22 protein-coding genes, 1 tRNA gene and 1 pseudogene are annotated in these 22,877 nt (G+C 53.5%); 16 read left to right on the forward strand and 8 right to left on the reverse strand.

What is annotated here, in order from left to right:
- Positions 1 to 131: 131 nt before the first annotated feature.
- Positions 132 to 1,217, forward strand: a complete 1,086-nt coding sequence (gene ribD, locus BUA28_RS14470; RefSeq protein WP_072768823.1) for a bifunctional diaminohydroxyphosphoribosylaminopyrimidine deaminase/5-amino-6-(5-phosphoribosylamino)uracil reductase RibD — start codon at positions 132 to 134, stop codon at positions 1,215 to 1,217.
- A 29-nt stretch (positions 1,218 to 1,246) separates the two neighbouring features.
- On the opposite strand, the gene BUA28_RS14475 is transcribed toward ribD, so the two are convergent.
- Both BUA28_RS14475 and BUA28_RS14480 read right to left on the reverse strand, forming a co-directional pair.
- A complete protein-coding gene (locus BUA28_RS14475) occupies positions 1,247 to 1,807 on the reverse strand; it encodes a response regulator transcription factor (RefSeq protein WP_072768824.1) in 561 nt (186 codons plus the stop codon).
- Positions 1,804 to 3,069, reverse strand: a complete 1,266-nt coding sequence (locus BUA28_RS14480) for an ATP-binding protein (protein WP_072768825.1) — start codon at positions 3,067 to 3,069, stop codon at positions 1,804 to 1,806. Before BUA28_RS14480 ends, BUA28_RS14475 begins: the two co-directional genes overlap by 4 nt.
- A 295-nt stretch (positions 3,070 to 3,364) precedes the next feature.
- On the opposite strand from BUA28_RS14480, the gene BUA28_RS14485 reads away from it, so the two are divergent.
- The 7 genes from BUA28_RS14485 to BUA28_RS14515 all read left to right on the forward strand — a co-directional run bounded on the left by BUA28_RS14485 (position 3,365) and on the right by BUA28_RS14515 (position 8,436).
- A complete protein-coding gene (locus tag BUA28_RS14485) occupies positions 3,365 to 3,955 on the forward strand; it encodes a riboflavin synthase (RefSeq protein ID WP_072768826.1) in 591 nt (196 codons plus the stop codon).
- A gap of 18 nt (positions 3,956 to 3,973) precedes the next feature.
- Positions 3,974 to 5,104 (forward strand): bifunctional 3,4-dihydroxy-2-butanone-4-phosphate synthase/GTP cyclohydrolase II, encoded by a 1,131-nt coding sequence (gene ribBA / locus BUA28_RS14490; RefSeq protein ID WP_072768827.1) that lies wholly within the window; start codon positions 3,974 to 3,976, stop codon positions 5,102 to 5,104.
- A 146-nt stretch (positions 5,105 to 5,250) separates the two neighbouring features.
- The gene (gene ribH / locus BUA28_RS14495) at positions 5,251 to 5,733 is read left to right on the forward strand and encodes a 6,7-dimethyl-8-ribityllumazine synthase (RefSeq protein ID WP_072768828.1); all 483 of its coding nucleotides are present in this window, start codon (positions 5,251 to 5,253) and stop codon (positions 5,731 to 5,733) included.
- 10 nt (positions 5,734 to 5,743) lie between these two features.
- Positions 5,744 to 6,262 (forward strand): transcription antitermination factor NusB, encoded by a 519-nt coding sequence (gene nusB / locus BUA28_RS14500; protein ID WP_083570044.1) that lies wholly within the window; start codon positions 5,744 to 5,746, stop codon positions 6,260 to 6,262.
- Between the two features lie 11 nt (positions 6,263 to 6,273).
- Positions 6,274 to 7,254, forward strand: coding sequence for a thiamine-phosphate kinase (thiL, locus tag BUA28_RS14505; protein ID WP_072768845.1), 981 nt, complete (start codon positions 6,274 to 6,276; stop codon positions 7,252 to 7,254).
- Positions 7,223 to 7,855: a phosphatidylglycerophosphatase A family protein gene (locus BUA28_RS14510; RefSeq protein ID WP_371915227.1), complete on the forward strand. Its 633-nt coding sequence runs from the start codon at positions 7,223 to 7,225 to the stop codon at positions 7,853 to 7,855. The genes thiL and BUA28_RS14510 overlap by 32 nt, the downstream gene beginning before the upstream one ends.
- Positions 7,856 to 7,926: 71 nt before the next feature.
- Positions 7,927 to 8,436 carry a CinA family protein gene (locus BUA28_RS14515; protein WP_072768829.1) on the forward strand — a complete coding sequence of 170 codons (510 nt, stop codon included), beginning with the start codon at positions 7,927 to 7,929 and terminating at the stop codon, positions 8,434 to 8,436.
- 12 nt (positions 8,437 to 8,448) lie between these two features.
- On the opposite strand, the gene BUA28_RS14520 is transcribed toward BUA28_RS14515, so the two are convergent.
- Entirely contained in the window at positions 8,449 to 9,087 is a 639-nt protein-coding gene (locus BUA28_RS14520; RefSeq protein WP_072768830.1) for a TIGR00645 family protein, read from the reverse strand.
- A gap of 426 nt (positions 9,088 to 9,513) precedes the next feature.
- Here BUA28_RS14520 and BUA28_RS14530 point away from each other — a divergent pair.
- From BUA28_RS14530 to BUA28_RS14560, 7 genes and pseudogenes are all read left to right on the forward strand, one after another.
- A pseudogene (locus BUA28_RS14530) lies at positions 9,514 to 9,822 on the forward strand (tetratricopeptide repeat protein); the annotation flags it as partial.
- Positions 9,823 to 10,016: 194 nt separating this feature from the next.
- Positions 10,017 to 11,039 carry a recombinase RecA gene (recA, locus tag BUA28_RS14535; RefSeq protein WP_072768833.1) on the forward strand — a complete coding sequence of 341 codons (1,023 nt, stop codon included), beginning with the start codon at positions 10,017 to 10,019 and terminating at the stop codon, positions 11,037 to 11,039.
- A gap of 34 nt (positions 11,040 to 11,073) precedes the next feature.
- Positions 11,074 to 11,526 carry a recombination regulator RecX gene (recX, locus tag BUA28_RS14540; RefSeq protein WP_072768834.1) on the forward strand — a complete coding sequence of 151 codons (453 nt, stop codon included), beginning with the start codon at positions 11,074 to 11,076 and terminating at the stop codon, positions 11,524 to 11,526.
- Complete coding sequence (locus tag BUA28_RS14545; RefSeq protein ID WP_256598343.1) at positions 11,523 to 11,894, forward strand: hypothetical protein; 372 nt, start codon at positions 11,523 to 11,525, stop codon at positions 11,892 to 11,894. The genes recX and BUA28_RS14545 overlap by 4 nt, the downstream gene beginning before the upstream one ends.
- A gap of 74 nt (positions 11,895 to 11,968) precedes the next feature.
- The gene (gene alaS / locus BUA28_RS14550) at positions 11,969 to 14,557 is read left to right on the forward strand and encodes an alanine--tRNA ligase (RefSeq protein ID WP_072768835.1); all 2,589 of its coding nucleotides are present in this window, start codon (positions 11,969 to 11,971) and stop codon (positions 14,555 to 14,557) included.
- A 98-nt stretch (positions 14,558 to 14,655) separates the two neighbouring features.
- Positions 14,656 to 15,606 carry a thioredoxin-disulfide reductase gene (trxB, locus tag BUA28_RS14555; RefSeq protein ID WP_072768836.1) on the forward strand — a complete coding sequence of 317 codons (951 nt, stop codon included), beginning with the start codon at positions 14,656 to 14,658 and terminating at the stop codon, positions 15,604 to 15,606.
- A gap of 46 nt (positions 15,607 to 15,652) precedes the next feature.
- Positions 15,653 to 16,279 (forward strand): Smr/MutS family protein, encoded by a 627-nt coding sequence (locus BUA28_RS14560; protein ID WP_083570047.1) that lies wholly within the window; start codon positions 15,653 to 15,655, stop codon positions 16,277 to 16,279.
- On the opposite strand, the gene BUA28_RS14565 is transcribed toward BUA28_RS14560, so the two are convergent.
- From BUA28_RS14565 to BUA28_RS14580, 4 genes are all read right to left on the reverse strand, one after another.
- Positions 16,276 to 16,671, reverse strand: a complete 396-nt coding sequence (locus tag BUA28_RS14565) for a TraR/DksA family transcriptional regulator (RefSeq protein ID WP_072768837.1) — start codon at positions 16,669 to 16,671, stop codon at positions 16,276 to 16,278. The two genes, BUA28_RS14560 and BUA28_RS14565, sit on opposite strands and share 4 nt — an antisense overlap.
- Positions 16,672 to 16,769: 98 nt before the next feature.
- Complete coding sequence (locus BUA28_RS14570; protein ID WP_072768838.1) at positions 16,770 to 17,315, reverse strand: peroxiredoxin; 546 nt, start codon at positions 17,313 to 17,315, stop codon at positions 16,770 to 16,772.
- A 59-nt stretch (positions 17,316 to 17,374) separates the two neighbouring features.
- Complete coding sequence (locus tag BUA28_RS14575; RefSeq protein WP_072768839.1) at positions 17,375 to 17,908, reverse strand: REP-associated tyrosine transposase; 534 nt, start codon at positions 17,906 to 17,908, stop codon at positions 17,375 to 17,377.
- 222 nt (positions 17,909 to 18,130) lie between these two features.
- On the reverse strand, positions 18,131 to 19,366 hold the full coding sequence (locus BUA28_RS14580; protein WP_072768840.1) for an MFS transporter: 1,236 nt from the start codon (positions 19,364 to 19,366) through the stop codon (positions 18,131 to 18,133).
- Between the two features lie 29 nt (positions 19,367 to 19,395).
- On the opposite strand from BUA28_RS14580, the gene BUA28_RS14585 reads away from it, so the two are divergent.
- Positions 19,396 to 19,471: transfer RNA gene (locus BUA28_RS14585), tRNA-Arg, on the forward strand.
- A gap of 17 nt (positions 19,472 to 19,488) precedes the next feature.
- Here the strand turns inward: BUA28_RS14585 and BUA28_RS14590 are convergent.
- A complete protein-coding gene (locus BUA28_RS14590; RefSeq protein WP_178298062.1) occupies positions 19,489 to 22,695 on the reverse strand; it encodes an ATP-binding protein in 3,207 nt (1,068 codons plus the stop codon).
- Positions 22,696 to 22,877 lie beyond the last annotated feature (182 nt).

Below are 22,877 nucleotides of genomic sequence, written 5' to 3' on the forward strand. Positions count from 1 at the left end.
ACTGAAGGATTTTTCTTACCCCCGTGTGCTTTATCTTTTTAGTGAGCTCGCCAAGGTGCGGATTCAGGATAACTGGACGAAGCCGTCAACCCTATTCCGCAATCTCGATCAACTGAAATGATGGGCTTCCTATGTTTTCGTCAACCGATTACAGCTTTATGGCCCAAGCGCTGCGGCTTGCTGAAAAAGGTCTGTACAGCGCGAGTCCTAATCCCCGGGTCGGCTGCGTACTGGTGCGCGACGGGCAGGTCATTGGCAGCGGCTGGCATGAACGTGCAGGCGGGCATCACGCCGAGATAAACGCGCTTTCCGCTGCGGGGGCGGCAGTGCAAGGCGCAACCGCTTATCTCACGCTTGAGCCTTGCAGCCATCATGGACGAACTCCTCCGTGCGCCGAAGCATTGATCAAGGCGGGTATTGCGAAACTGGTAATAGCCATGGAAGATCCGAACCCCCTGGTATCAGGCAGAGGCTGTGCATCCCTGAAAGCGGCAGGGATAGAGGTGCAATCCGGGCTGATGGAAGCGGAAGCAAGGGCGCTCAATATCGGTTTTATCTCGCGCATGGCGCGCAAGCGTCCCTGGATCAGGATGAAAATTGCTGCGAGCCTCGATGGCAAAACCGCGCTCAACAATGGCACTAGTCAATGGATAACCGGTGAAGCGGCGCGACGCGACGGTCATCGTCTTCGTGCCCGCTCTTGTGCGGTTCTCACCGGTATCGGTACGGTCCTGGCGGACGATCCGCAGCTCACCGTACGTCACGTAAACACCTCCAGGCAACCGTTGCGGGTGGTAGTCGACAGCCGGCTCGATATTCCGGTGGATGCCGGGCTGTTGCGCGGCGGCGGAGAACTGATTTTTACCGCGACCGCCAGCGAGGGGAAAATCCTGGCGTTGCGTGAGGTGGGGGCTCGCGTAATCGTGTTGCCGGGAGAAAATGGCGGCGTTGATCTCGCTGGCATGATGCAGCAGCTTGCCGACTTTGAAATAAACGAAGTGCTGATCGAGGCGGGTTTCAAACTGAATGGCTCTCTCATCAACGCGGGGCTGGTGGATGAGCTGATAATTTATCTCGCGCCGTGTCTGATAGGTGATGCGGCACGCGGCATGATGAAATTACCCGAACTGGCAAACCTTGCGGATAAGCGCGCACTCAAGATAAATGATGTGCGGATGGTGGGGACGGACATACGGCTCACCTGCGGTTTTTCTTAAATCGCTTGAGAACCCGTTCGTACCATGTCTTATGCTTTAGCGGGGTTTTTGGTGAGCTTCCGTTGCAGGGTGCGCCGATGCATATTCAGTGCTCTTGCTGTTACGGAAACATTGCCTTTATTCTCATTTAACACACGCTGAATATACTCCCACTCCAGGCGGCCGACGGATAACGGGTGCGCACTGATCTGCACATCCGCGTCGCCTGTAGTGCGCTCGAACGCCATCATGATTTCATTAACGTCGACCGGTTTCGCAAGATAATGCATTGCCCCGAGTTTGATTGCTTCCACTGCGGTGGCAATGCTGGCATAACCGGTCAACATGACAATTCGGGTACCCGGATCGAGCGCATTCAATTTTTCAACCAAAGTCAGTCCTGAAGTGCCGGGCAGCCTTAGATCAATAACGGCATACTCAGGGGTACATGCTTCGACGCACTCCAGGGCCTGCTCGACGGTATGCGCACACGTAACGTTGAATCCGCGTTTAGTCATTGCGTTCGCAAGTACCGTACAAAAAGTCGAGTCGTCGTCGACGATGAGTAACGCCGGGCGATCATCCACTTCCGTTGTTGATAACGTTGTCATATCGATTGCCGTATCAGGGGTAATGTAACTTGCGTGCAGGCGCCACCTACGCGATTGGTCAGGCGTACTTTGCCGCCAAACCGCTCGATATTCGCATTTGCCAGAAATAAACCTATTCCGAAACCCTGCCCTGAGGCTTTGCTCGTAAAGAATGGCTGGCCAGCACGCTGTACGGCTTCCCCGGTTAATCCGTCGCCATAGTCGAGAATTTGAAGATGCAGTTCCTGATAATTCCAGCTGACTTCGATCTCGATATGTTTGAGGGACGCATCCGCCGCATTGTTCAACAGATTTAAAATCGACTGGCTCAGCAATTGCGTATTGAGTATTTGTGGAGCAGGCTCTACGCCGCTGCCACGGTAAGTAAATTGGACGGAAGGCCGCATCAATTGCCATTTATCCAACACCTGCCGCAAAAAAGAATCAACAGCCTGGCCGCTGCCCTCCTCGGCCCGCGCCTGCCCGGCATCGGCCAGTAATTGTGTCAGCGTATGTTTACACTGGGTGATCTGATCGCGCAGTATCCTGATGTTGTCTTGAAATTCCCGGTTCTCTTTATATTCGTCCTGCAGTTCTCCGGTGACAACCGCCATCGTCGCCAGCGGCGTACCGAGTTCGTGCGCAGCACCGGCTGCCAGCGTGCCCAACGCAATGATTTGTTCGTTACGCAGCGCCTGTTCGCGCGCCAGCGCCAGATCCTTGTCGCGCTCGCGAATGGATATGCCCATCTTGACAACAAACCAGGCGATTAACATGGTGCTCAGCACGAAGGCCAACCACATGCCCGACACATGCAGGTTAAACTCGCTGTTGTGTTCCTCATGATCATGAGGCAGCGGCAGGTAATAAAATAGCATCAGCGTATAGCAGCTTATTGTAATGGCAGCCATTACCCACGTGTAGGCCCAGGGCAGCGCGGCGGCGGCTATCGTCAGCGGCAGGAGATACAGCGATATAAACGGGTTTGTCGATCCGCCGCTGAAATACAGCAGTGCGCTCAATGCAAAAACATCAACCAGCAGCTGAGCGAAAAACTCGATGCTCGAGACTGGCCATTTGCGGCGCAGGCGTATCCATGTCGCCAGATTCAACACGGCCAGCATAACCGTTACCGCCACCATCTCCGTCCAGGGCAGTTGCATGTTGAGCACCCAGTGCGCCAGGGCAAAAGTCATGCACTGCGCGGCAATCACGATATTCCTGAGCAGGAACAGGCGTTGTAAATTCTTGCTTAAGGGCGATTGGCTGAGATCGCTGAACATTTCCGTTGCTGGTCCGTGTGCGGTGTCTTTGTGTATGATGTAACTTCGGTAACTACAGGAGAACCTCCTGGTTTTGCACCTTGGACCAGGCTACGGCGACGAGCATAGCCGTATCTGTTCATCCTTATTTTATCAGCTAGGGCGCCAACCAGGCGCTTCAAGGATGATTTGTTCAGGAATACCCCGAACATTAGCGTATATTGCCACTCACGACCATGCGGCAAATTGACGCACATCTCATATGTGAGCCGCCGGAGGCAGTGGGATTATCGTATTTAAAAGCGGAGAGAGCTTGATGTTCACCGGAATTGTCGAAGCTGTCGGCGAGATAAAGCAAATCCGTTCCCTGGAGGGGGGCATAAGCTTGAGTATCATGCCGGGCATGCTGGACCTGAAAGATGTGAAAATAGGGGATAGCATTGCAGTAAACGGCGTATGCCTTACTGTTACCGCTGTAGCAAACGACATGTTTTCTGTAGATGTCTCACGCGAGACATTAGACTGTACAGAAGGCCTGGATAAACCCGGCGGGCAAGTCAACCTCGAAAGGGCGCTCTTGCTGTCGGACAGGCTTGATGGCCATCTGGTGAGCGGCCACGTGGATGCAAGCGGCGAAGTCATCAAGCTGGAGCCCGCGGGCGAAAGTTACACCCTGGCGATCAAGGCGCCGGATGCATTATTGAAATATATTGCCAGAAAAGGTTCAATCTCGGTGAATGGCGTCAGCCTGACGGTAAACCGGATAGCAGGCAACGACCTGGAGATCAATCTCATCCCTCACACCCTGGCCGCCACGACATTGAAGGATCTGAAGATGGGCGCGAGAGTAAACCTGGAAGTGGATATGTTGGCGCGATATGTAGAACGATTGATGGGAATGGCATGAGAATGACCGAAATTTGACATGATAATCAGCTCGATTCAGGAAATAATAGCGGACATCAAGGCCGGCAAAATGGTAATCCTCGTGGATGAGGAAAACCGGGAAAATGAAGGAGACCTGGTCCTGGCCGCCGATTTCGTCACCCCGGCGGCGATCAATTTCATGGCGACGCATGGGCGGGGCCTGATCTGCTTGACGCTGACCGAGGAGCGCTGCCGCAAACTTAATTTGCCGCTGATGGTGGTTGCCAACCGCTCGCCGCTAGGCACGAATTTCACGGTTTCCATCGAGGCGGCCAGCGGCGTTACCACCGGTATTTCAGCAGCTGATCGTGCACGTACCGTGCAGGTGGCGGTAAACCAAGATTCGAAACCCGATGATATTGTCCAGCCAGGGCACATTTTCCCGTTGATGGCACAAACCGGCGGAGTTCTTGTGCGTGCCGGGCATACCGAAGCCGGCTGTGACTTGGCAAATTTGGCGGGGTTGAGTTCCGCCTCCGTAATCTGCGAAATTCTGAAGGACGACGGCAGTATGGCCCGTCTGCCGGATCTGATCGAATTTGCCGCACGGCATCAGCTCAAAATTGGCGCGATTGCGGACCTCATTCATTACCGCAGCCGCACCGAAAGTCTTGTAAAACGCGTGGCCGAGCGTCCCATCCAGACGATTCATGGCGAATTCCGCCTCGTAGCCTATCTCGATAAAACGGTTAACGCGACACATCTGGCTTTAGTGAAAGGCTCGATCGATCCCGTTACTGAAACTCTGGTGCGAGTGCATGAGCCGCTCTCCGTCATGGATCTGCTCGATATAAGCGACGAGACGCATTCCTGGAACGTAAATGATACGCTTCAGGTAATCGCGGGTGCGAGAAGCGGCGTGATCGTACTGCTGCATTGCAGGGAAAGCGCGTCTGAGCTGATGGAACGTGTGATGCCGGCAAAATGCAAGCATCGCGTTGCCGCCAGGACAGACTTGCGCGATTATGGTATCGGTGCCCAGATACTCAAGGATCTCGGCGTGGGCAAGATGCAGTTGCTGGCCGTCCCGCGAAAAATGCCGAGCATGGCGGGCTTTGGGCTCGAAGTAACCGGATATCTGGAGCCGAAGGAAAAAAAGTCGGCCAGCCAGCCGTTAAAATCGAGCTAGCGCAATGCATCGGCACGAATCAGGAAATATTGTTAAAAGATATCCGGGGCAGTTGGAAAAATTCAGTGGAAATGCTCCTGCTGTCTCATAGGTTAATGAACGGCTTGGCTTGGCGGTTACCGTCAGATTGTTTAAAGGAGTAAAACATGGCACGTTACGAAAACATTCTTGAACTTGAGCCCAATCTTAACGGCGGAGAGTTACGTATCGGCATCGTTATGAGCCGTTTTAACATCGATGTGAGTGACGGATTGCTCAGTGCTTGCACTGCGGAGCTGGTGAAGCGGGGCGTGGAGGAATCGGGCATGCTGCTGGTGACGGTCCCCGGCGCGCTGGAAATTCCCATGGCGCTGCAAAAGATGGCTTTGACCGACCAGTTTGATGCGCTAGTAGCCTTGGGCGCGGTGATACGCGGCGATACCTATCATTTCGAGGTCGTATCCAATCAATCCACCAGCGGCGTGGCCGCGGTGCAGTTGGATACGGGCATCCCTATCGCCAACGGTATCCTCACCACCGATACCGATGACCAGGCATTGGCGCGTATGAGCCGTAAAGGAGCCGAGGCGGCGCTGGTCGCGATAGAGATGGCTAATCTGATGCGAGATCTCGACGAAGTGACCCAATAAACAATATCCAATGACACAGACAAAACCGGCCGCCAAACGGGCAAGCACGTCCTCAGAGCAGTCCGCAGGAGATTCGGGAGCAACCATAACCAAGCCGGGCCGGAAAACCCGGCGTCGGCTAGCCCGTGAATTGGCTCTGCAAGGACTTTATCAATGGTGCGTGGCGGGTGGAACCCTTGAGGCCATTGAAACGCAATTGCGCGAGACCAAAGAATTCCCTAGGACCGATGAGAAATATTTTTCAGGTTTGCTGCGAGGCGTGCTCGCGAATGCCGCGGCGCTGGAGAAGCTGATTCAGCCTTATCTCGACCGGCCTTTCAAGGAACTCAGCCCAGTGGAGATTGCCATACTGCTCCTCGGTACGCACGAGCTGGAGAGTCATCCGGAAATACCTTATCGGGCAGTGATCAATGAAGCCGTGGAGCTCGCCAAAAGCTACGGCGGCACCGATGGACATAGATATGTGAACGGCGTACTGGATAAATTGGCAGCCCAGCTCCGTACGGCCGAGGCCAATGCAAGGGCCTGATCTCCTTGAAAGTGCGTTCAGAGTTCGACATCATCCAGCAGTACTTTTCCCGTCCGGCGCAAAGCGCGGTGTTGGGGATAGGCGATGATGCGGCACTGATCAAGCCGGCAGCAGATATGGAGCTGGCGGTTTCCACCGACATGCTGGTATCTGGCCAGCATTTTTTTGCGGATGTCGATCCATGCAAGCTGGGCCACAAATCCTTGGCGGTAAATCTCTCAGACATTGCAGCAATGGGGGCAACGCCGCGCTGGGCAACCCTTTCGCTGGCGCTTCCCGAAAAAATGGCGGGGGATGAGGAATGGCTACAAGCATTCTCCAGTGGATTTTTCGGGCTTGCCCGCACTCATCAGGTAGAGCTTATCGGTGGCGATACCACCAAGGGACCACTCAATATCTGCATCACCATCATGGGTGAAGTGGCGAAAGGAAAAGCATTGCGTCGTAGCGGCGCCAGACCGGACGACGATATCTGGATATCGGGCCATTTGGGCGATGCCGCACTGGCGCTTGCTCACCAGCAGCAGCGCATCGTGCTTGAAACCGGCGAGCTCGACCGGTGTCTTTCCGCGCTGCACAGTCCTGCGCCCCGGGTCGCCCTGGGGCAGCGACTGATCGGCCTTGCCCACAGCGCCATCGATATTTCTGACGGACTGTTGGCCGACCTGGGGCATATTCTGCAAAATTCGAACGTCGCGGCCACCATTCACCTGGATGAGATAAATTGCTCGGCATCAATAAAAAACCGCCTCCCTCTGCCGCTGGCCATGAAGTGTTTGCTGGCTGGCGGCGATGATTACGAACTCTGTTTCACCGCGCCTCGGACTGCGCGCGCAAAAATCGAAATGCTTTCCCGCGAAGAGGGGATACAACTCACTCGCATCGGCACGATCGTAGAGGGCGCGGGCCTGGTCGTGCTGGATGTGGCAGGCAGGGCAGTCAAGCTCGAGGTAAAAGGGTATGACCACTTCCATGTCGAGCATTCATTCTGACAACGGAGATGATAAGCGGATAGCTGGCCAAATTGATGGTCAGCCGACGCCTGAGCCGGAGGTCCAGCCAGCCCAGAAATTTGAAGGACCCGAGTTTTTAGCGCAACCCGAACCTGCCCGGCCACGTCCTAATAAGAATTTCGTGCGGAGCCATCCAGCACATTTCATCGCATTTGGCGGCGGCGCCGGCCTGAGCCCGGTTGCGCCCGGCACGGCAGGAACGCTGGTTGCATTCCCCTTGTTCTGGATGTTTGTGCTCTTCCTCAATCCAGTTGAATTTCTCCTGCTGATTGTTGCCTTATTTATTATTGGAATCTGGGCTTGCAGCGTTACCGGAAAGGCACTCGGTGATCACGATCATGGGGGTATGGTCTGGGACGAGATAACCGCTTTTCTGCTGATACTGCTTTTTACGCCCTATGACTTGCGATGGCAGGCATGCGCATTTCTGCTTTTCCGTTTGTTCGATATAATCAAGCCGCCGCCCATCCGATATTACGACAGAACATTGCGCGGCGGCTTCGGCGTGATGTTTGATGACCTGCTGGCTGCGTTCCTGACGCTGCTTTGCCTTGCCGCATGGAAAGCGTTTGTCATATAAGCCATCAGATACAGATCATGGTCCGATATACAAATCACAGTAAGGGAGTAAATTCGGAAGGGGTTGATGACATGGATGACATGATACTTCAGGATCTTGCCAGACAAGCAGGGATAGCGCTTGAGCAGGAGGAATTGCTGCTGGCGACAGCCGAATCATGTACCGGAGGATGGCTGGGTCAGGTCATCACTTCGATAGCCGGAAGCTCAGCCTGGTATGAACGCGGCTTTATCACCTATGCTGCCGGCTCAAAACAAGAAATGCTGGGCGTAAGCGATGCGACTCTCGAGCAATATGGCGCGGTATCGGAGCAGACTGCATCCGAAATGGCCGCGGGCGCCATTGCGCGGAGCCACGCCCAAGTCGCGGTGTCCATTACCGGCATTGCCGGCCCCGAGGGCGGAACCCCGGAAAAACCGGTAGGAACGGTATGTTTTGCCTGGATAATGAAAGAAGGAATGGCTCTCACTGAAACTCGATATTTCAGCGGCAACCGCGAAGAGATAAGACGCCAATCAGTGGGGGGAGCGCTGCAAGGCATTATAGACCTGTTACACAGCATCCCTCCCAAAGTTGCGTAAACCGGTCATTGTTCAGTGGGAATTCCTGGCTTCCTTATGCGAGGTGTTGCCGCTCATGAGGCGATCACTATAGGCGATCGCAATCGCAGAGAGCAGGAAAACCAGATGAATCCCGGTCTGGGCCAAAATGGTTTTCTCATCGTATGCCTTGGCATTGATGAAAGTCTTGAGCAAATGAATGGACGAAATACCGATAATGGCTGTGGCAAGTTTGACTTTCAGCACTGATGCATTGACATGCGATAGCCACTCCGGCTGATCGGGATGACCATCGAGATTCATGCGAGAAACGAAAGTTTCATAACCTCCGATGATCACCATGATCAGCAGATTGGAAATCATCACCACGTCAATCAAACCCAGCACCACCAGCATAATGGTGGTTTCACTGGTCTTGGTAGGCCGGACCGCGCCTTCGATAGCCACTGCATCTAAAATGTGCTGTAACGCTGTCTGGTTACCCATCACAGCGCCGATCAGATCAACCAATTCGACCCAGAAGTGATACACGTACACACATTGCGCGAGAATCAGCCCAAGGTACAACGGCAACTGAAGCCAACGTGTAGCAAAAATAAAATATGCCAGCGGTTGAATTCTCCTCGAGTGAGCGCCCGAACGAGAGCCGTCGGAGTCCCCGTTGTTATCCATAAGGTTCCGCAGTTTGCGGTGAACAAGTAATTTAATTATTTTACACTGCTGAGCTTTGCTGTGGACATTGTTAGCATCGCTCCACAGCATTCGCGCTCGATAATACACCCCAGCCAGTACGTTGCCAGATACCGTCGTGAATCTGAATTAAAAAAATCATGATATTCATACACCCCGTCGTGCTTGGGGCTTTCCTGTCTCGCTTGATTTCGCCCTTTGCGGTGGCTAATACCCCCAACAAAGCGCGCCATGGCCCCCGAGACCCCTGATCAGATTTTTTTGCGGGCGCAAATTCAGCGACGTGGTTTAGCTTGGGAATTGCTTTCGCCAACCTCAAGCAATATGACCAGGCGATCCAGCCTATCGAGAAGCCATACGCAACGAGGACGAATATGGCGACGCCTGGCATAACCTGGGCGTGCCTATGCCAATCTCAAAGAATACGATAACGCGATCCAGGCCTATGAGGATGCACTACGCATGCAGCCGGACAATGCCGGCATCTGGTACGACCTGGGCAACACCTACTACAACACCAAACGGTACGCACATGCAGTACATGCCTATCGGGATGCGCTACGCATACAGCCCGAGAATCCAGACGCCTGGTATAGCTTGGGCCTAGCTTATGCGCGCCTGGATGAGCGAGACAGGATGAGCGAGATTTATCAGACCCTGCGCAAGCTGGACCCGGCAAGAGCGGAGCGATATTTCAACACTTATATCCTGCCCTGATCTTGAATAATACCGAAGCGGAATAACCTGTTCCAATTAGCCATCAACCCATCGGCGCATACTCCAGCCTGACCGTGTGATTAAAGGATGGGAGTTAAAAATCAGGCAGCCCAAACACATTGTCATTCCCCTCCCGCTTCCCGGCCGAGGTCACCTATGCGATAATTCACCCTACCCTACAAAGGAAAAACCTCATGGATGAAAACAGAAGCAAGGCGCTGGCGGCGGCTCTCTCCCAGATCGAGAAGCAGTTTGGCAAAGGTTCGATCATGCGCCTGGGCGCCAACGAGGTTGCCAGAGACATCCAGGTAATTTCCACGGGTTCGCTCGGTCTCGATATCGCGCTGGGCGTGGGTGGGTTGCCTCGCGGCCGGGTAATCGAAATCTACGGCCCGGAGTCCTCCGGCAAAACCACCCTCACCCTGCAAGTCATCGCGCAGATGCAAAAAATGGGAGGTACTGCTGCATTCATCGATGCGGAACACGCGCTCGACCCCCAGTATGCGCAAAAAATCGGCGTCAATGTGCAGGAATTATTGATTTCCCAGCCCGACAATGGCGAACAAGCGCTGGAAATTGCCGATATGCTGGTGCGCTCGGGGTCGGTTGATGTGGTGGTGGTGGACTCGGTCGCCGCCTTGACGCCGCGAGCGGAGATAGAGGGGGAAATGGGCGAACCGCAGATGGGCCTTCAAGCGAGATTGATGTCCCAGGCCTTGCGCAAACTTACCGCCAACATCAAGCGCAGCAATACCATGGTTATTTTCATCAACCAGATACGCATGAAGATCGGTGTCATGTTCGGTAGTCCCGAAACCACAACCGGCGGCAATGCATTGAAATTCTACGCATCGGTGCGCCTCGATATACGCCGCACCGGCTCCATCAAGAAGGGCGACGAGGTGATCGGCAGCGAAACGCGGGTGAAGGTGGTAAAGAATAAGGTTGCGCCACCATTCAAGCAGGCGGAATTCGATATTCTCTACGGGGAAGGCATCTCGCGTGAAGGCGAGATCGTCGAGTTGGGCGTACAGCATAAGCTGGTCGAGAAGGCTGGGGCCTGGTATTCCTACAAGGGCGAAAAAATAGGCCAGGGCAAGGATAATGCGCGCGAGTTTCTGAAGGAACACCGCGACATTGCGATGGAAATAGAAGCGAGGGTCCGCGAGGCCGTGGGCGTCGCCAACCCGGCTGTCGAAACCGCGAACGCAGAGTAGTCGCAGCGTATTTTATTGCATCGTCGAGGCCGTCATGACGCGCGCGCCGAGCCTGAAAACCCGCGCGCTGGGTTATTTGGCCCGGCGGGAGCACTCCCGGCTGGAGCTGGAAAGAAAGCTCGCTCGCCATGCCCAAACTTCCGAAGAACTTTCCTCCATGCTGGACGCGCTTGAGCAGCGAGGCTTTCTATCTGCCGCCCGCGTGATCGAGCAGGTAATACACATTCGTAAAAATAGATTTGGCAGTCAGCGAATAATGCATGAGCTGCGTGAAAAAGGTATTGCGGAGAATTTAATCGCCGCGGCGTTGCCCAATATCAAGGAAACTGAGCAGGATAATGCACGCGAAGTGTGGCGAAAAAAGTTTGGTGTGATGCCCGCCGACGCAAAAGAACTCGGCAGGCAGATGCGTTTCCTGGTGGGACGCGGTTTTTCGACGGAAGTGATACGCCAGGTATTGCGCCATTCTGATAAGGAAGAAGCTTGATACACCGTTTGGCCCACCGCTTGGTTCGACTCGTGCTGACAGTTGCGACTGCGGGGGTTGTAGGAGTTGTATTGGGTGGCTGCAATTCCATCGATACCACACCCATCAGCGAAATAAACGCTTCTCCCGCAAATTTTGACGGCAAGGAGGTCATGCTTCACGGCGTGGCAAAAGAGCCTACGCGGCTTCCATTATTAAATCTGAAGTCCTATGTATTGAAAGATGACAGCGGAGAAATCGACATTCTGACTGAAGGCGATCTGCCGAAAGTCAATGAAGAAATCAGCGTAAGGGTGAAGGTCGCGAATATTGCAATTATCAATGGCGAACCACTGGGAACGACGGTAACGGAAATAGCGCGGCGCTAGCCGAGGCAGGCAGGGCATAAAGGGTGGATGAACCCGCCCAGCATTCATTATTGTTCACATGAAATGAAGTCGAGATGAAAAGCAGCGAAATCAGGCAGCAATTTCTTGAATTCTTCGAATCGCACGGCCATACGGTCGTGGCGTCGAGCCCGCTCGTTCCCGGCAACGATCCTACGCTATTGTTCACCAATGCGGGCATGGTGCAGTTCAAGGATGTATTTCTCGGCCAGGATAGGCGGCCTTATGTGCGAGCGGCGAGTTCGCAGCGCTGCGTGCGCGCGGGCGGCAAGCACAACGACCTGGAAAATGTAGGCTATACCGCACGGCATCATACATTTTTCGAAATGCTGGGTAATTTCAGCTTCGGCGATTATTTCAAACGCCAGGCCATCAAATTCGCTTGGGAATTTCTTACCGTTGCCCTGAAGATTCCCCCAGAGAAATTATGGATCACGGTTTATGCCGAGGATGACGAAGCCGCCGACATCTGGCTTAACGAGGTTGGCATTGACGCCTCGCGCTTCACGCGCATCGCCACCATGGATAACTTCTGGCAGATGGGCGATATCGGCCCTTGCGGACCTTGTTCCGAAATTTTCTACGATCATGGTCCGGAGATCGCGGGCGGCCCGCCGGGCACACCCGAGGCGGACGGCGACCGCTATGTCGAAATATGGAATCTGGTATTCATGCAATACAACCGGGATAGCGCGGGCGTACTGCATCCGCTGCCCCGGCCGTCGGTAGACACTGGCATGGGGTTGGAGCGCATTTCCGCAGTCATGCAGCAGGTCCACAGCAATTATGAGATCGATTTGTTTCAGGATCTGATCAGGGTGGCGGCGCAAGTAACGAACAACGTCGATTTATCCAGCAGCTCCCTCAGAGTGATTGCTGATCACATTCGCGCTTGCGCCTTTCTCATCGCCGACGGCGTGATACCCGGCAATGAGGGTCGCGGCTACGTGCTCCGGCGCATCATCCGCCGCGCCATTCGCCACGGCTATAAGCTTGGGCAAAAACAGCCGTTTCTTTACTTGCTGGTGGAAGAGCTGGCGCGTGTAATGGGGCAAGCCTATCCGGAATTGGTAGATGCCAGGGTTCGTATCGAGGCGGTACTGAAGCAGGAGGAGGAACGTTTCGCCGAAACGCTGGAAAATGGCATGCAGTTGCTTGAAGCAGCACTTTGCCATGAAAGCCGGTTGCTGGATGGCGAAGCCTTGTTCCGGCTCTATGACACCTTCGGTTTTCCGCTGGATCTCACCGCTGATATTGCGCGTGAACGCGGCGTCAAAATAGACCAGGCCGGGTTTGAGCAGGCCATGGAACGCCAGCGCCAACGCGCCAGGGCAACGAGCAAATTCACCATGCAGGATGGGATAACGTACAGCGGACCCTCAACAGCGTTCCATGGCTACGAAAGCCTGCAGCATGAAGGGCACATTCTTGCCCTATATAAAGAAGGCAGCCGGGTCGACTTCGTCGAGGCAGGAGATGAGGCGGTAGTGGTACTCGATAGCACGCCTTTTTATGCCGAATCCGGCGGGCAAGTAGGAGACAGCGGCGAACTGCACGCAGCCAATGGCACCTTTGCCGTATCGGATACGCAAAAAATCCAGGCAGATGTGTTTGGTCATAAAGGGTTATTGCGTAGCGGGCGGCTGGTGGTCGGCGATAAGGTGCTGGCGAAGGTCAATCGCGACGCTCGGGCACGCACGGAGCGCAATCATTCCGTCACACACTTGATGCACAAGGCGTTGCGCCAGGTATTAGGCGCCCATGTGCAGCAAAAAGGCTCGCTGGTCGATGCCAGCAAGACGCGTTTCGACTTCGTGCACAACCAGCCTGTGACAGATGCGGAAATTCGCCAGGTGGAAGTGTTGGTAAATGCTGAAATCCTGGCCAATGCAGCGACCACGGCGCGCCTGATGACAATAGAGGACGCCAGGAAAACAGGCGCGATGATGTTGTTCGGCGAGAAGTATGGCGACGAAGTGCGCGTGCTGGATATCGGCACTTCACGTGAACTGTGCGGCGGTACGCATGTCAAGCGTACCGGCGATATCGGACTCTTCAAGATCGTGGCCGAATCGGGTGTAGCTGCGGGTATTCGTCGTCTGGAAGCAGTAACGGGCGAGAATGCATTGGCTTACATCCAGGAACGGGAATTGCAATTACAGCAGGTAGCGGACGCGGTGAAGGTGCAACCGCAGGAAGCGGCCGGGCGCATAGCGCAGATTCTCGATAACGTAAAACATCTGGAAAGAGAGCTCGGGCGCCTGAAGTCGAAGCTCGCCACTTCGCAAGGTAACGACTTTGCCGGGCAGGTCCGCGAGGTTAAAGGCGCAAAAGTGCTCGCAATTTGCCTGGACGATGCAGATTCCAAAACCTTGCGCGAAGCACTGGACAAGTTCAAGAATAAATTACAGTCCTGTGTCGTGGTGCTGAGCGCGATAGAAGATGGAAGAGTCAAGCTCATCGCAGGCGTTACTTCCGATCTGGCGACGAAGGTGAAGGCAGGCGAACTGGTCAATTTCGTGGCGCAGCAAGTAGGTGGCAAGGGTGGCGGGCGCGCCGACATGGCTCAGGCGGGTGGAACCCAGCCTGATAATCTACCCGCTGCTTTGGAAAGCGTTGCCGGCTGGGTCGAACAACGGCTATAAGAAGCGACAGGCGTTTTTGGAAAAACTTCTCGCGATACCGCGCTGCCTCCTGAGCAATTGAACCTGTTTTTTTGAATAATAATCCCCACATATAAAATATGACTAGCAAGCACTCCCGCCTTCTCATCCTCGGTTCCGGTCCTGCCGGCTATAGCGCGGCGGTTTACGCTGCGCGTGCTAACCTCAACCCCGTGCTCATCACCGGCATGGCCCAGGGCGGCCAGCTCATGACCACTACCGACGTCGATAATTGGCCAGCCGATGCAATGGGTGTGCAGGGCCCGGAACTGATGGAACGCTTTCAGAAACATGCTGAGCGCTTTAACACCGAAATCCTTTTCGACCATATCCATACGGCCAGGCTGACAGATAGGCCCATCACCCTGATCGGCGATCAGGGCACCTATACGTGCGATGCCCTGATTATCGCCACTGGCGCCTCCGCCCAATACCTGGGGCTGCCCTCGGAGGAAGCGTTCATGGGCAGGGGCGTATCCGGCTGCGCGACCTGCGACGGGTTTTTCTACAAGGGTCAGGACGTGGCCGTCATAGGCGGCGGCAATACGGCAGTGGAAGAGGCGCTATATCTTTCCAATATCGCGCGCAACGTCACTGTGGTCCACCGGCGCGACAAATTCCGTTCTGAAAAAATCCTGATAGACAAATTGATGGACAAGGTGAAAAACAGCAACGTCAAGCTGGAGCTTAACCATGTATTGGATGAAGTGCTGGGCGATAAATCCGGCGTCACCGGCATGCGCGTTAAAAATGTCCAGGACAGCTCAACCAAGAGTCTGGATTTGCAAGGCGTATTCATCGCCATCGGCCACAAACCCAACACGGATATCTTTCAGGGCCAACTGGAAATGAAAAACGGCTATATCATCACACGCAGCGGAAACGAGGGTAACGCAACTGCAACCAGCGTTTCCGGCGTGTTCGCGGCGGGCGACGTGCAGGATCACGTTTATCGTCAAGCAGTGACCAGTGCGGGTACCGGTTGCATGGCGGCGCTGGACGCGGAAAAATACCTGGATGCATTGGCGTAAGCAACCATTGACCAGAAATCGAGCAACCGCAGATTGAAAATTACGTATGAAACGGCGGGGAAAGAAGGCGGCAATCAAGCTCGCGATCGAGTCCGCAAAGGTTCGAGCAGCTGAATCGACCCTTGATGATGCGGACACCGCCCTGTTTCGCGATGCGGTTCGCGGTGTAGCGCCGCTGGCCCCGTCCGACAAAGTACCCCTGACCACCGAGCATCCCCGGCCTATACCGCGTCAGATTCTAGACGACGGACAAACGGCGCCGGTCGATTCGCTATCTGACCATATCTCGCTTGAGATGGAACCGGGCGACGAATGGGCATTTGTTCGCCCCGGCATGCCGCGCCAGACTTTGCGGCGCCTGCGGCGCGGTTATTGGAAGATTGAAGCGCAGCTTGATTTGCACGGGCTCACCCGTGACGAAGCCCGTCCGCAACTGGCAGCTTTTCTGGATGCCAGCCGCCTACGGGGCGCACGTTGCGTGCGAATAATACACGGCAAGGGCCTTAGCTCAAGGAATCATGAGCCGGTTTTAAAAGCCAGGGTTGGAAGCTGGCTCGCCCAGCGCAGCGACGTGCTGGCTTTCAGCCAAGCCAGGCCGGAAGATGGCGGTAGCGGCGCTGTGCTGGTGCTGCTTAAGGCCCCGGCGCATGGCGCTTATTCTCAGGTGGCTTAAAGAGTGGGCTTGTTCTCGTGCGAATACGTTTTTTCGCGCAATTCCTGACAACGCACGCATCGCTGCGCCGTCGGATAAGCCATGAGCCGCTCAAACCCGATTTCACCGCCACACTCGATGCAGTCGCCAAAATTCAGCTCGGCCAGGCGTTTTAGCGCTGCTTCCACCTCGCGTATCTCGTTTACCTGACGGTCCACAAGGTTGGCGTTCAAATCCACCAGCATATCGGCAACTGACGCATCGCCGGGATCAGCCACGCTACCAGCCAGATCCGCGTAACGCTGGTTGCCGGACTGTTCCAGTTCGCTGCGAATCTCCTCTCGCAATTCCAGGTAACGCTGTTGCAGCGCGGCTTTCAGTTGCGCCAATTGATCATCGGTCAGTTTTGCCATGATGTCATCCCTTATAGTGGATTCGGCATTCTCAAACGGTGCACTTAAGAGGCATGCCGTTGCCCCGTCATCCAATCAAAGCGGTACTGCGGAAAGTTTCATGAACCGGCTGAGCCTTTCAATTTCTTCAAATCCTCGATTATCTCGGCAGAATTACGCGAAGTGTTGGCTGACAAATAGACCTTGGCAATCCTGCCTTGCGGGTCGATCAAAAAACTATTACGTTTCGCCAAACTTCCGTCGCCCCGAAGTGAATCGTACCGGGCCGCAGTCTCGCCCTTGCTATCCGCCAGAAGCGGGAATGGCAGATTATATTTTTTGGCAAAATCGGCATGACTGGCGGTATCGTCCACACTCACGCCGACGACTTGCGCACCCAAGTCCGTAAGCTCATGGATGTCATCGCGAAACTTGCACGCCTGCTCGGTACAACCGGGCGTGTCATCCTTTACATAGAAATACAACGCCAGCCACTTCCCGCGAAAATCCGCAAGCGTACGCGTTTTGCCGTTCTGGTCAGGCAGGCTGAAATCCGGCGCAGGCTGGCCAACTTTAAGCGGTTCAGCCGCTTCAGCACGTACCGCATGACTCGAAAAGAGCAGAACCGTTGCCATCAACGTCGCCAACATTGTCAGTGATTTCATCACGTCCTCCCATAATAGTAGGATGGGTGAAGCAAAGTGCAACCCATCACTTGAATATTTCACACCTCACCAAATCCCCCGTCACCCACCTCACCACTTCCAGCCCAGTCCCTGGGGTATACACCTGCTTCGACATAATGATGAAATGTGGAATACGGCCAATCGACAACCCACTTAACATGCTGATGCTTGACCGGATTGTAATGAATATAATCAATATGACGTTGCCAATCCGTCTCATCGCGCAACGTGTGCTCCCAATAGCGGCGCTGCCAGATGCCGCGTTCGCCCTTCAATATCTTGCTGGGAGAGCGAGATATTGAATCCGTCAAACTGCGCGAGAACATTGCCTTGATGCGCCGCCACCGCTCGGGATAATCCGCATCGCCCGCCGGCAAAGTCCAGATGCAGTGCAAATGCTCCGGCAGAATAACAATAGCATCAATGGTAAAAGGATATAAAGCCTTAACTCGGCGAAAGGCCCCCCGTAGAGCGTCGATATGATCTACCAGAAGCCCTTGCCTGCGGTCTGCCAGCGCCACCGTAAAAAAATAACTACCACCCTTGACGAAATTGCGCCGGTATTCTGTCATGGTTTAATGTGCAGATCGTGCGTGAGCTTTGATGGGTTGCGCTTCGCTCCACCCATCCTACGAATTCTACGAACTCTGTGGTGCAGATATCACGAGAGCTCCAGTTACCTTAGTAGGATGGTGAAGCGGAGCGTAACCCATCATCGGTCATTCCAATTCAACAATATCCAAAAATATCCATCCCAAAAAATATCCATCCAAAAACCAACCGTCCCCCTCCTTTTATCCCTCACTCCCCCTCAATTTCCTGACCGCCCAAGCCCAAACTCGCAACAGCAGCGCCGCACAAGCTGCCAATCCGCCAGCAAAGTAAAAAGCCATCGCCGCACTCTGAAACTGCCAGATCGAACCAAATAGCAATCCCGCCGGAATTGCCGCAATGCCCACCATCAAGTGATACCAGCCGAAAGCCGTCCCGCGCTCGCGAGGGGCGGCATAGTCGCTGATGATGGCCCGCTCCGCACCTTCGCTCATGCCCGTACATAGACCATAAAAAATGCTTACCGCCCATAATCCGGCACTTTGCTCCACTATCCCAAGCATGAGGAACGAAAGTGAAAAAGTTGTCCAGCCGATCAGCATCAACGTGCCGTGCCCCAGCTTATCCGCCAGTTGCCCACCCCAGGTAGAGGTGGCGGCTTTGCAAAGATACAGGGTTGACCACAGCAGCAATAATTCGACTACGCCCACGCCCAATTGGTGCCCCAGCAGCAGGATAAAGGTTTCCGAGGCGCGGGCGAATGTGAACAGCATCAGTACCAGCAGATAACGTCGCATGGGCAGGGATAATACCGACCAGCGCAGAGGCGGCAGCACAACGGGAATCTGAGCCCCGGCATGTTTCTTCTTTTCTTCCTTCACCCCGGTACCGAGCAACAACACCGCGACAAAACCGGGGACCGCCGACCAGAGAATCACCTCTGTCAAGCTTAAGCCGGACCAGGCAAGGGCCGCCGCTGCCACAAGGCTGCCCGCCACCGCTCCGCCGTTATCCATTGCCCGATGGTAGCCAAAAGCATAGCCGTGCATGCCGGGCGGCGTCGCATCCGCCACAAGCGCATCGCGGGGAGCGCTACGCATGCCCTTGCCCACCCTGTCGATGCTGCGCAGCACCAGTATCATGGGCCAGGAACCCGCCAGCCCCAGCAATGGGCGCGCTATGTTCGATAGCGTATAACCCGCCACAGCGAGGTTTTTGCGTCGGCCACTCATGACGTCGGAATGCCGTCCCGACCACAGCTTGAGCAGGCTGGCCACCGCATCGGCGACCCCCTCGATAAGCCCGAGCGCTACCGGCCCGGCGGCCAGCACCGTCGCCAGCAATATGGGGATGAGCGGAACGACGATATCGGAGGCGAAATCATTGAAGAAACTGACCAGTCCGAGGATGATGACGGTACGCGGCAGCTTTCTGGAAGTGACTTGAGTTGGGCTAGCGGTTTGGTCAGGTTTATCCATACCGCAATATTAGCGTAAAATGCAGTCACGCCCTGGTAGCTCAGTGGATAGAGCAACCCCCTCCTAAGGGGTAGGTCACACGTTCGATTCGTGTTCAGGGCGCCAACCTCGCCATGCGAATCTCAGCTACGACCTGAGATTTTAGATGCATGTTGCTCAACACCTTTGGATACACGTTTCCCAACACCTTGGGCTACGCGTTTCCCAACACCTTTGAGTGCACGTTTCTCAACATCCTCTATTAGCCACTTGACCCCTGCGCTTCGGATGCCGCTCATTACTTGCAGTTGACAAAGATCCCAATTTTCTTTTTTTAAGGAATTAATATAGCCATCTATTTCTTTCTTGCGGTCCTGTTGTTCAGGGAGCAGATTCATCATCAAGGCCCATTCTTTCGCTGCTCCTGCACGTTCCCAGTATATTCTAAGATCTACCTCAGGTTTGGCGAGGTTGCTAGAGCTTTCTTTTAACGCGGATATTTCTTTATTTAGCCATTTCCAGTATTTATTTTTATTCTGAGGAATCTCTTTGTTAAATTCACTGCTGATCTCTTTACACAGTTTTTGAAGTCCGGGTAGCGATAAAAAAGAGGTGGCGTTCGCCAGCTTCTTAATATATGTTTCGTTTCTTGGATTGAAGAATTTGCTCGAATCTTTCCCGGCATTTTTGATATTCTTCTGAATAAAATTTACACATAACGCCTTGCGGCTCGGTTCATCCGGATACACCATCAATAGCTCTTGGTCTATTCGGCCCGATCTTTTGGCGGCCGGGTCTATCCGATCCAGATAGTTTGTTCCAATCAGGAAGATGAAAGACTTATTAGTTGCCGCGTCCCGAAGATCTTGGAACTTTGTCAAAAAGCTTGGCGTTAAGAAGCTGAATACACTACGGTTCTCTTTTTGAGTACTCGCACGATCCAAGATAAGCTCATCGATTTCATCGAAGAAATACACGAGCCGAGTCCCGGCGCTTAAAGCATCGAAGATTTCACGCGCACGCGCTTCCACCTCAGCTTCTCCGGCCGAAAGAAAATCAGATGGACTGAGTGAAATGAGGGGCCACTGTAGCCCGCCGGCAATGCACTTAGCGAGATAAGATTTCGCTGAGCCTGGCGGCCCCGCTAGAATAGCGGACCAGACGGTTGGCATTTCGGTGTAGGTAGGGTCTGGAATCCAACACATCTCTCTATGAGATCGTCTCCGATGTAACTGCAATTCATTCCATACTTTGGTTCCGATTCGCTGCTCATAAGGAGTTTCTAGGTCGGCTGGGCTGAATTCGACCATTGATTTCAGGTCACTAGGATGGTAAGAGAGAAATTGCACACGAAGAATGGTGTTGATTTGTTCTTGTAGGTAGGTGCGAAATTCGATGAGAAACTCAGCAACATTGGCAGTGGCCCAGGCATGCACCAAGTGTGGTTCTGCAGTCCTGTCCGAACACCACCCAAATATCCAACCAGATTTTTTTCCACTTTTGATTAGTGGTTGTAACAGTTCAGGTTTCTCATAACTTCGCACATTAGTGCTAAGCCACCTCAGAAAGCGCTCAAGCGCATGATTAGCTTCATCCATGTGCGTTAGAACTTCCACTTGGCTAAGCCCGAACATCTCCGGGTTGGCCGTCAACGTTCGCATTATTGATACAAGCGCCCAAGCAACCTCTACACTATGCGGGTAAGCGGCCATCCCCGTGTGGGTCCAGAAAAACGGCTGTGTACATGGCCATTTTCCATCCGGGTATTGCATCTTACATACAACCTTTATCGCTTCCAAAATCCCGCTGGCATCTTTGGTCAGCCCTGATCGCGTAACTATGCGTGCCGCGTGCGCGAGCTCCGCAACGTCGAATTCTCCAAGGCGTCCAGCGCGAGCCAGAGCAAGTTGGTGATCCATAACAGATTCGGACCAGTTTATGGAGGCTTCAATGCATCTGTGCAAATCTTGTACATGGAAGGCCATCTTGCTTGTTGCTTCCGTCAAATTGGACAGGAAAACTTCTGAACTATCCGTCTTCCCGCTCGGATTACCCGATTTCGGATCGTGTCCCCCCGTCTTCATGTATACATCAATCACATCAGTAAAAAATACCTGAAACTTGATATAAGTGTCGTAAGCCTCATTTGTGGCATTTTTGTGATCCGCCCAGTACTTCTTTAATCGCCCAGCTGTCTTCCCTTGAGAGATCGGCGCTTTAAATTCCTTCGATGCTTGCAAGAATCTATGGTCAACAAGGCCTAGGGGAATCTTGTTCCAGTCGGGATCGGTTCCAGAAGTTCTCTCGAAAAATTCTGCTGCTTGGCGAATGTTATCTTGATATGTATTTTCTAAGACCTCCGCGTAGTCTTTCATCGTTTTCTTTAAGCTCATCAAATTTTGAGCTCTAGCTTTGACCGTCTCTCCAAAACTCTCGCGCACCGATTCAGAGGAGAATTTATCTTCATTTATTTTTGACTCGAGTTTTTCTTGCCACTCTTTGAAAAGAGACTTCAAAGCAGCATCTTGAGTGATTTCGATCAAGCACTCTCTGATCTGATAAACCAGAAACTTAGATTGATGTCCGGCCCACTCTTCCGCATACTTCTTGGCAATCTCGTCCCCTTCCAACTTTGCTAACTCCCGTATCAATTCGATGAGTTGCTCCAATCGTTTCTCACGCCGCCTGAGCAATTCGATCAAAGATTCTATAGCGTCAATGCAGAGGCTGGTTACGAAGGTGGTAGGAAGAGAGTTGGGCATTGCCGCGCCAGATCGGCCTTCAAACTTGGGAAATTTACGGCCAAGCGCCCACAATATTCCATATAACGCCTTCAAACAATTGGGCGTAATAAGATGTTCACTAGGAGCCAGTACACTAAACACATGCGCACAGGTAAACGGATTCAGCTCTCCAAAATGTTTGTCATGCAGTGTTTCTTCATCCTCGGCGAAATACTTCATTTGATCCCTGAGCAGATCGGCGAGCTCTTTTTGCAGGTCATCCAGCTTGGTCTCCGAGTGCTCCGGCAATGTTTGGAATAATAGATTGGAGGACTCTGGAGTGCGCAACTTGACACCGCGCATTGTACGAACAAGCGATTTAACCCCTGCCATACACTGTGCGGCTGTTGTTGAATGCGTTTCTTTGTCGATCCAAACCATATCCTTACGAACAAACGGATGGAATCCCTGATTTTCGGGTTTAGCAAGGCAAATTAAAGTATTGCTAACCTGTACACATAAGCGTTCTAAAGTTGATATCGTTTCTTGACGACGCGCAATGGCCTCGCCAAAAGGCTGTATGAAAAAATTACCTGCTTCAGAAGGGTTTTGGCTTGGGGGTTGCACGGAGATCTCCCTGGAAGATGAGGCTGGTTGCAAGGATATTTCAAGCATAGGTCAATTTCTTAATTAAACAAGGAATTGTGCCTCCTCCGAATTGCGCCGAATTAAATGTAACCGAAAGGTATTCTGAGAAATAACGTTGCGCCATATTGAAGGTTTCCGAAAAGGAGACCTTGATATGGTAA

It is taken from the genome of Nitrosospira sp. Nsp11 (genome assembly GCF_900142705.1).
Classification (GTDB): Bacteria; Pseudomonadota; Gammaproteobacteria; order Burkholderiales; family Nitrosomonadaceae; genus Nitrosospira.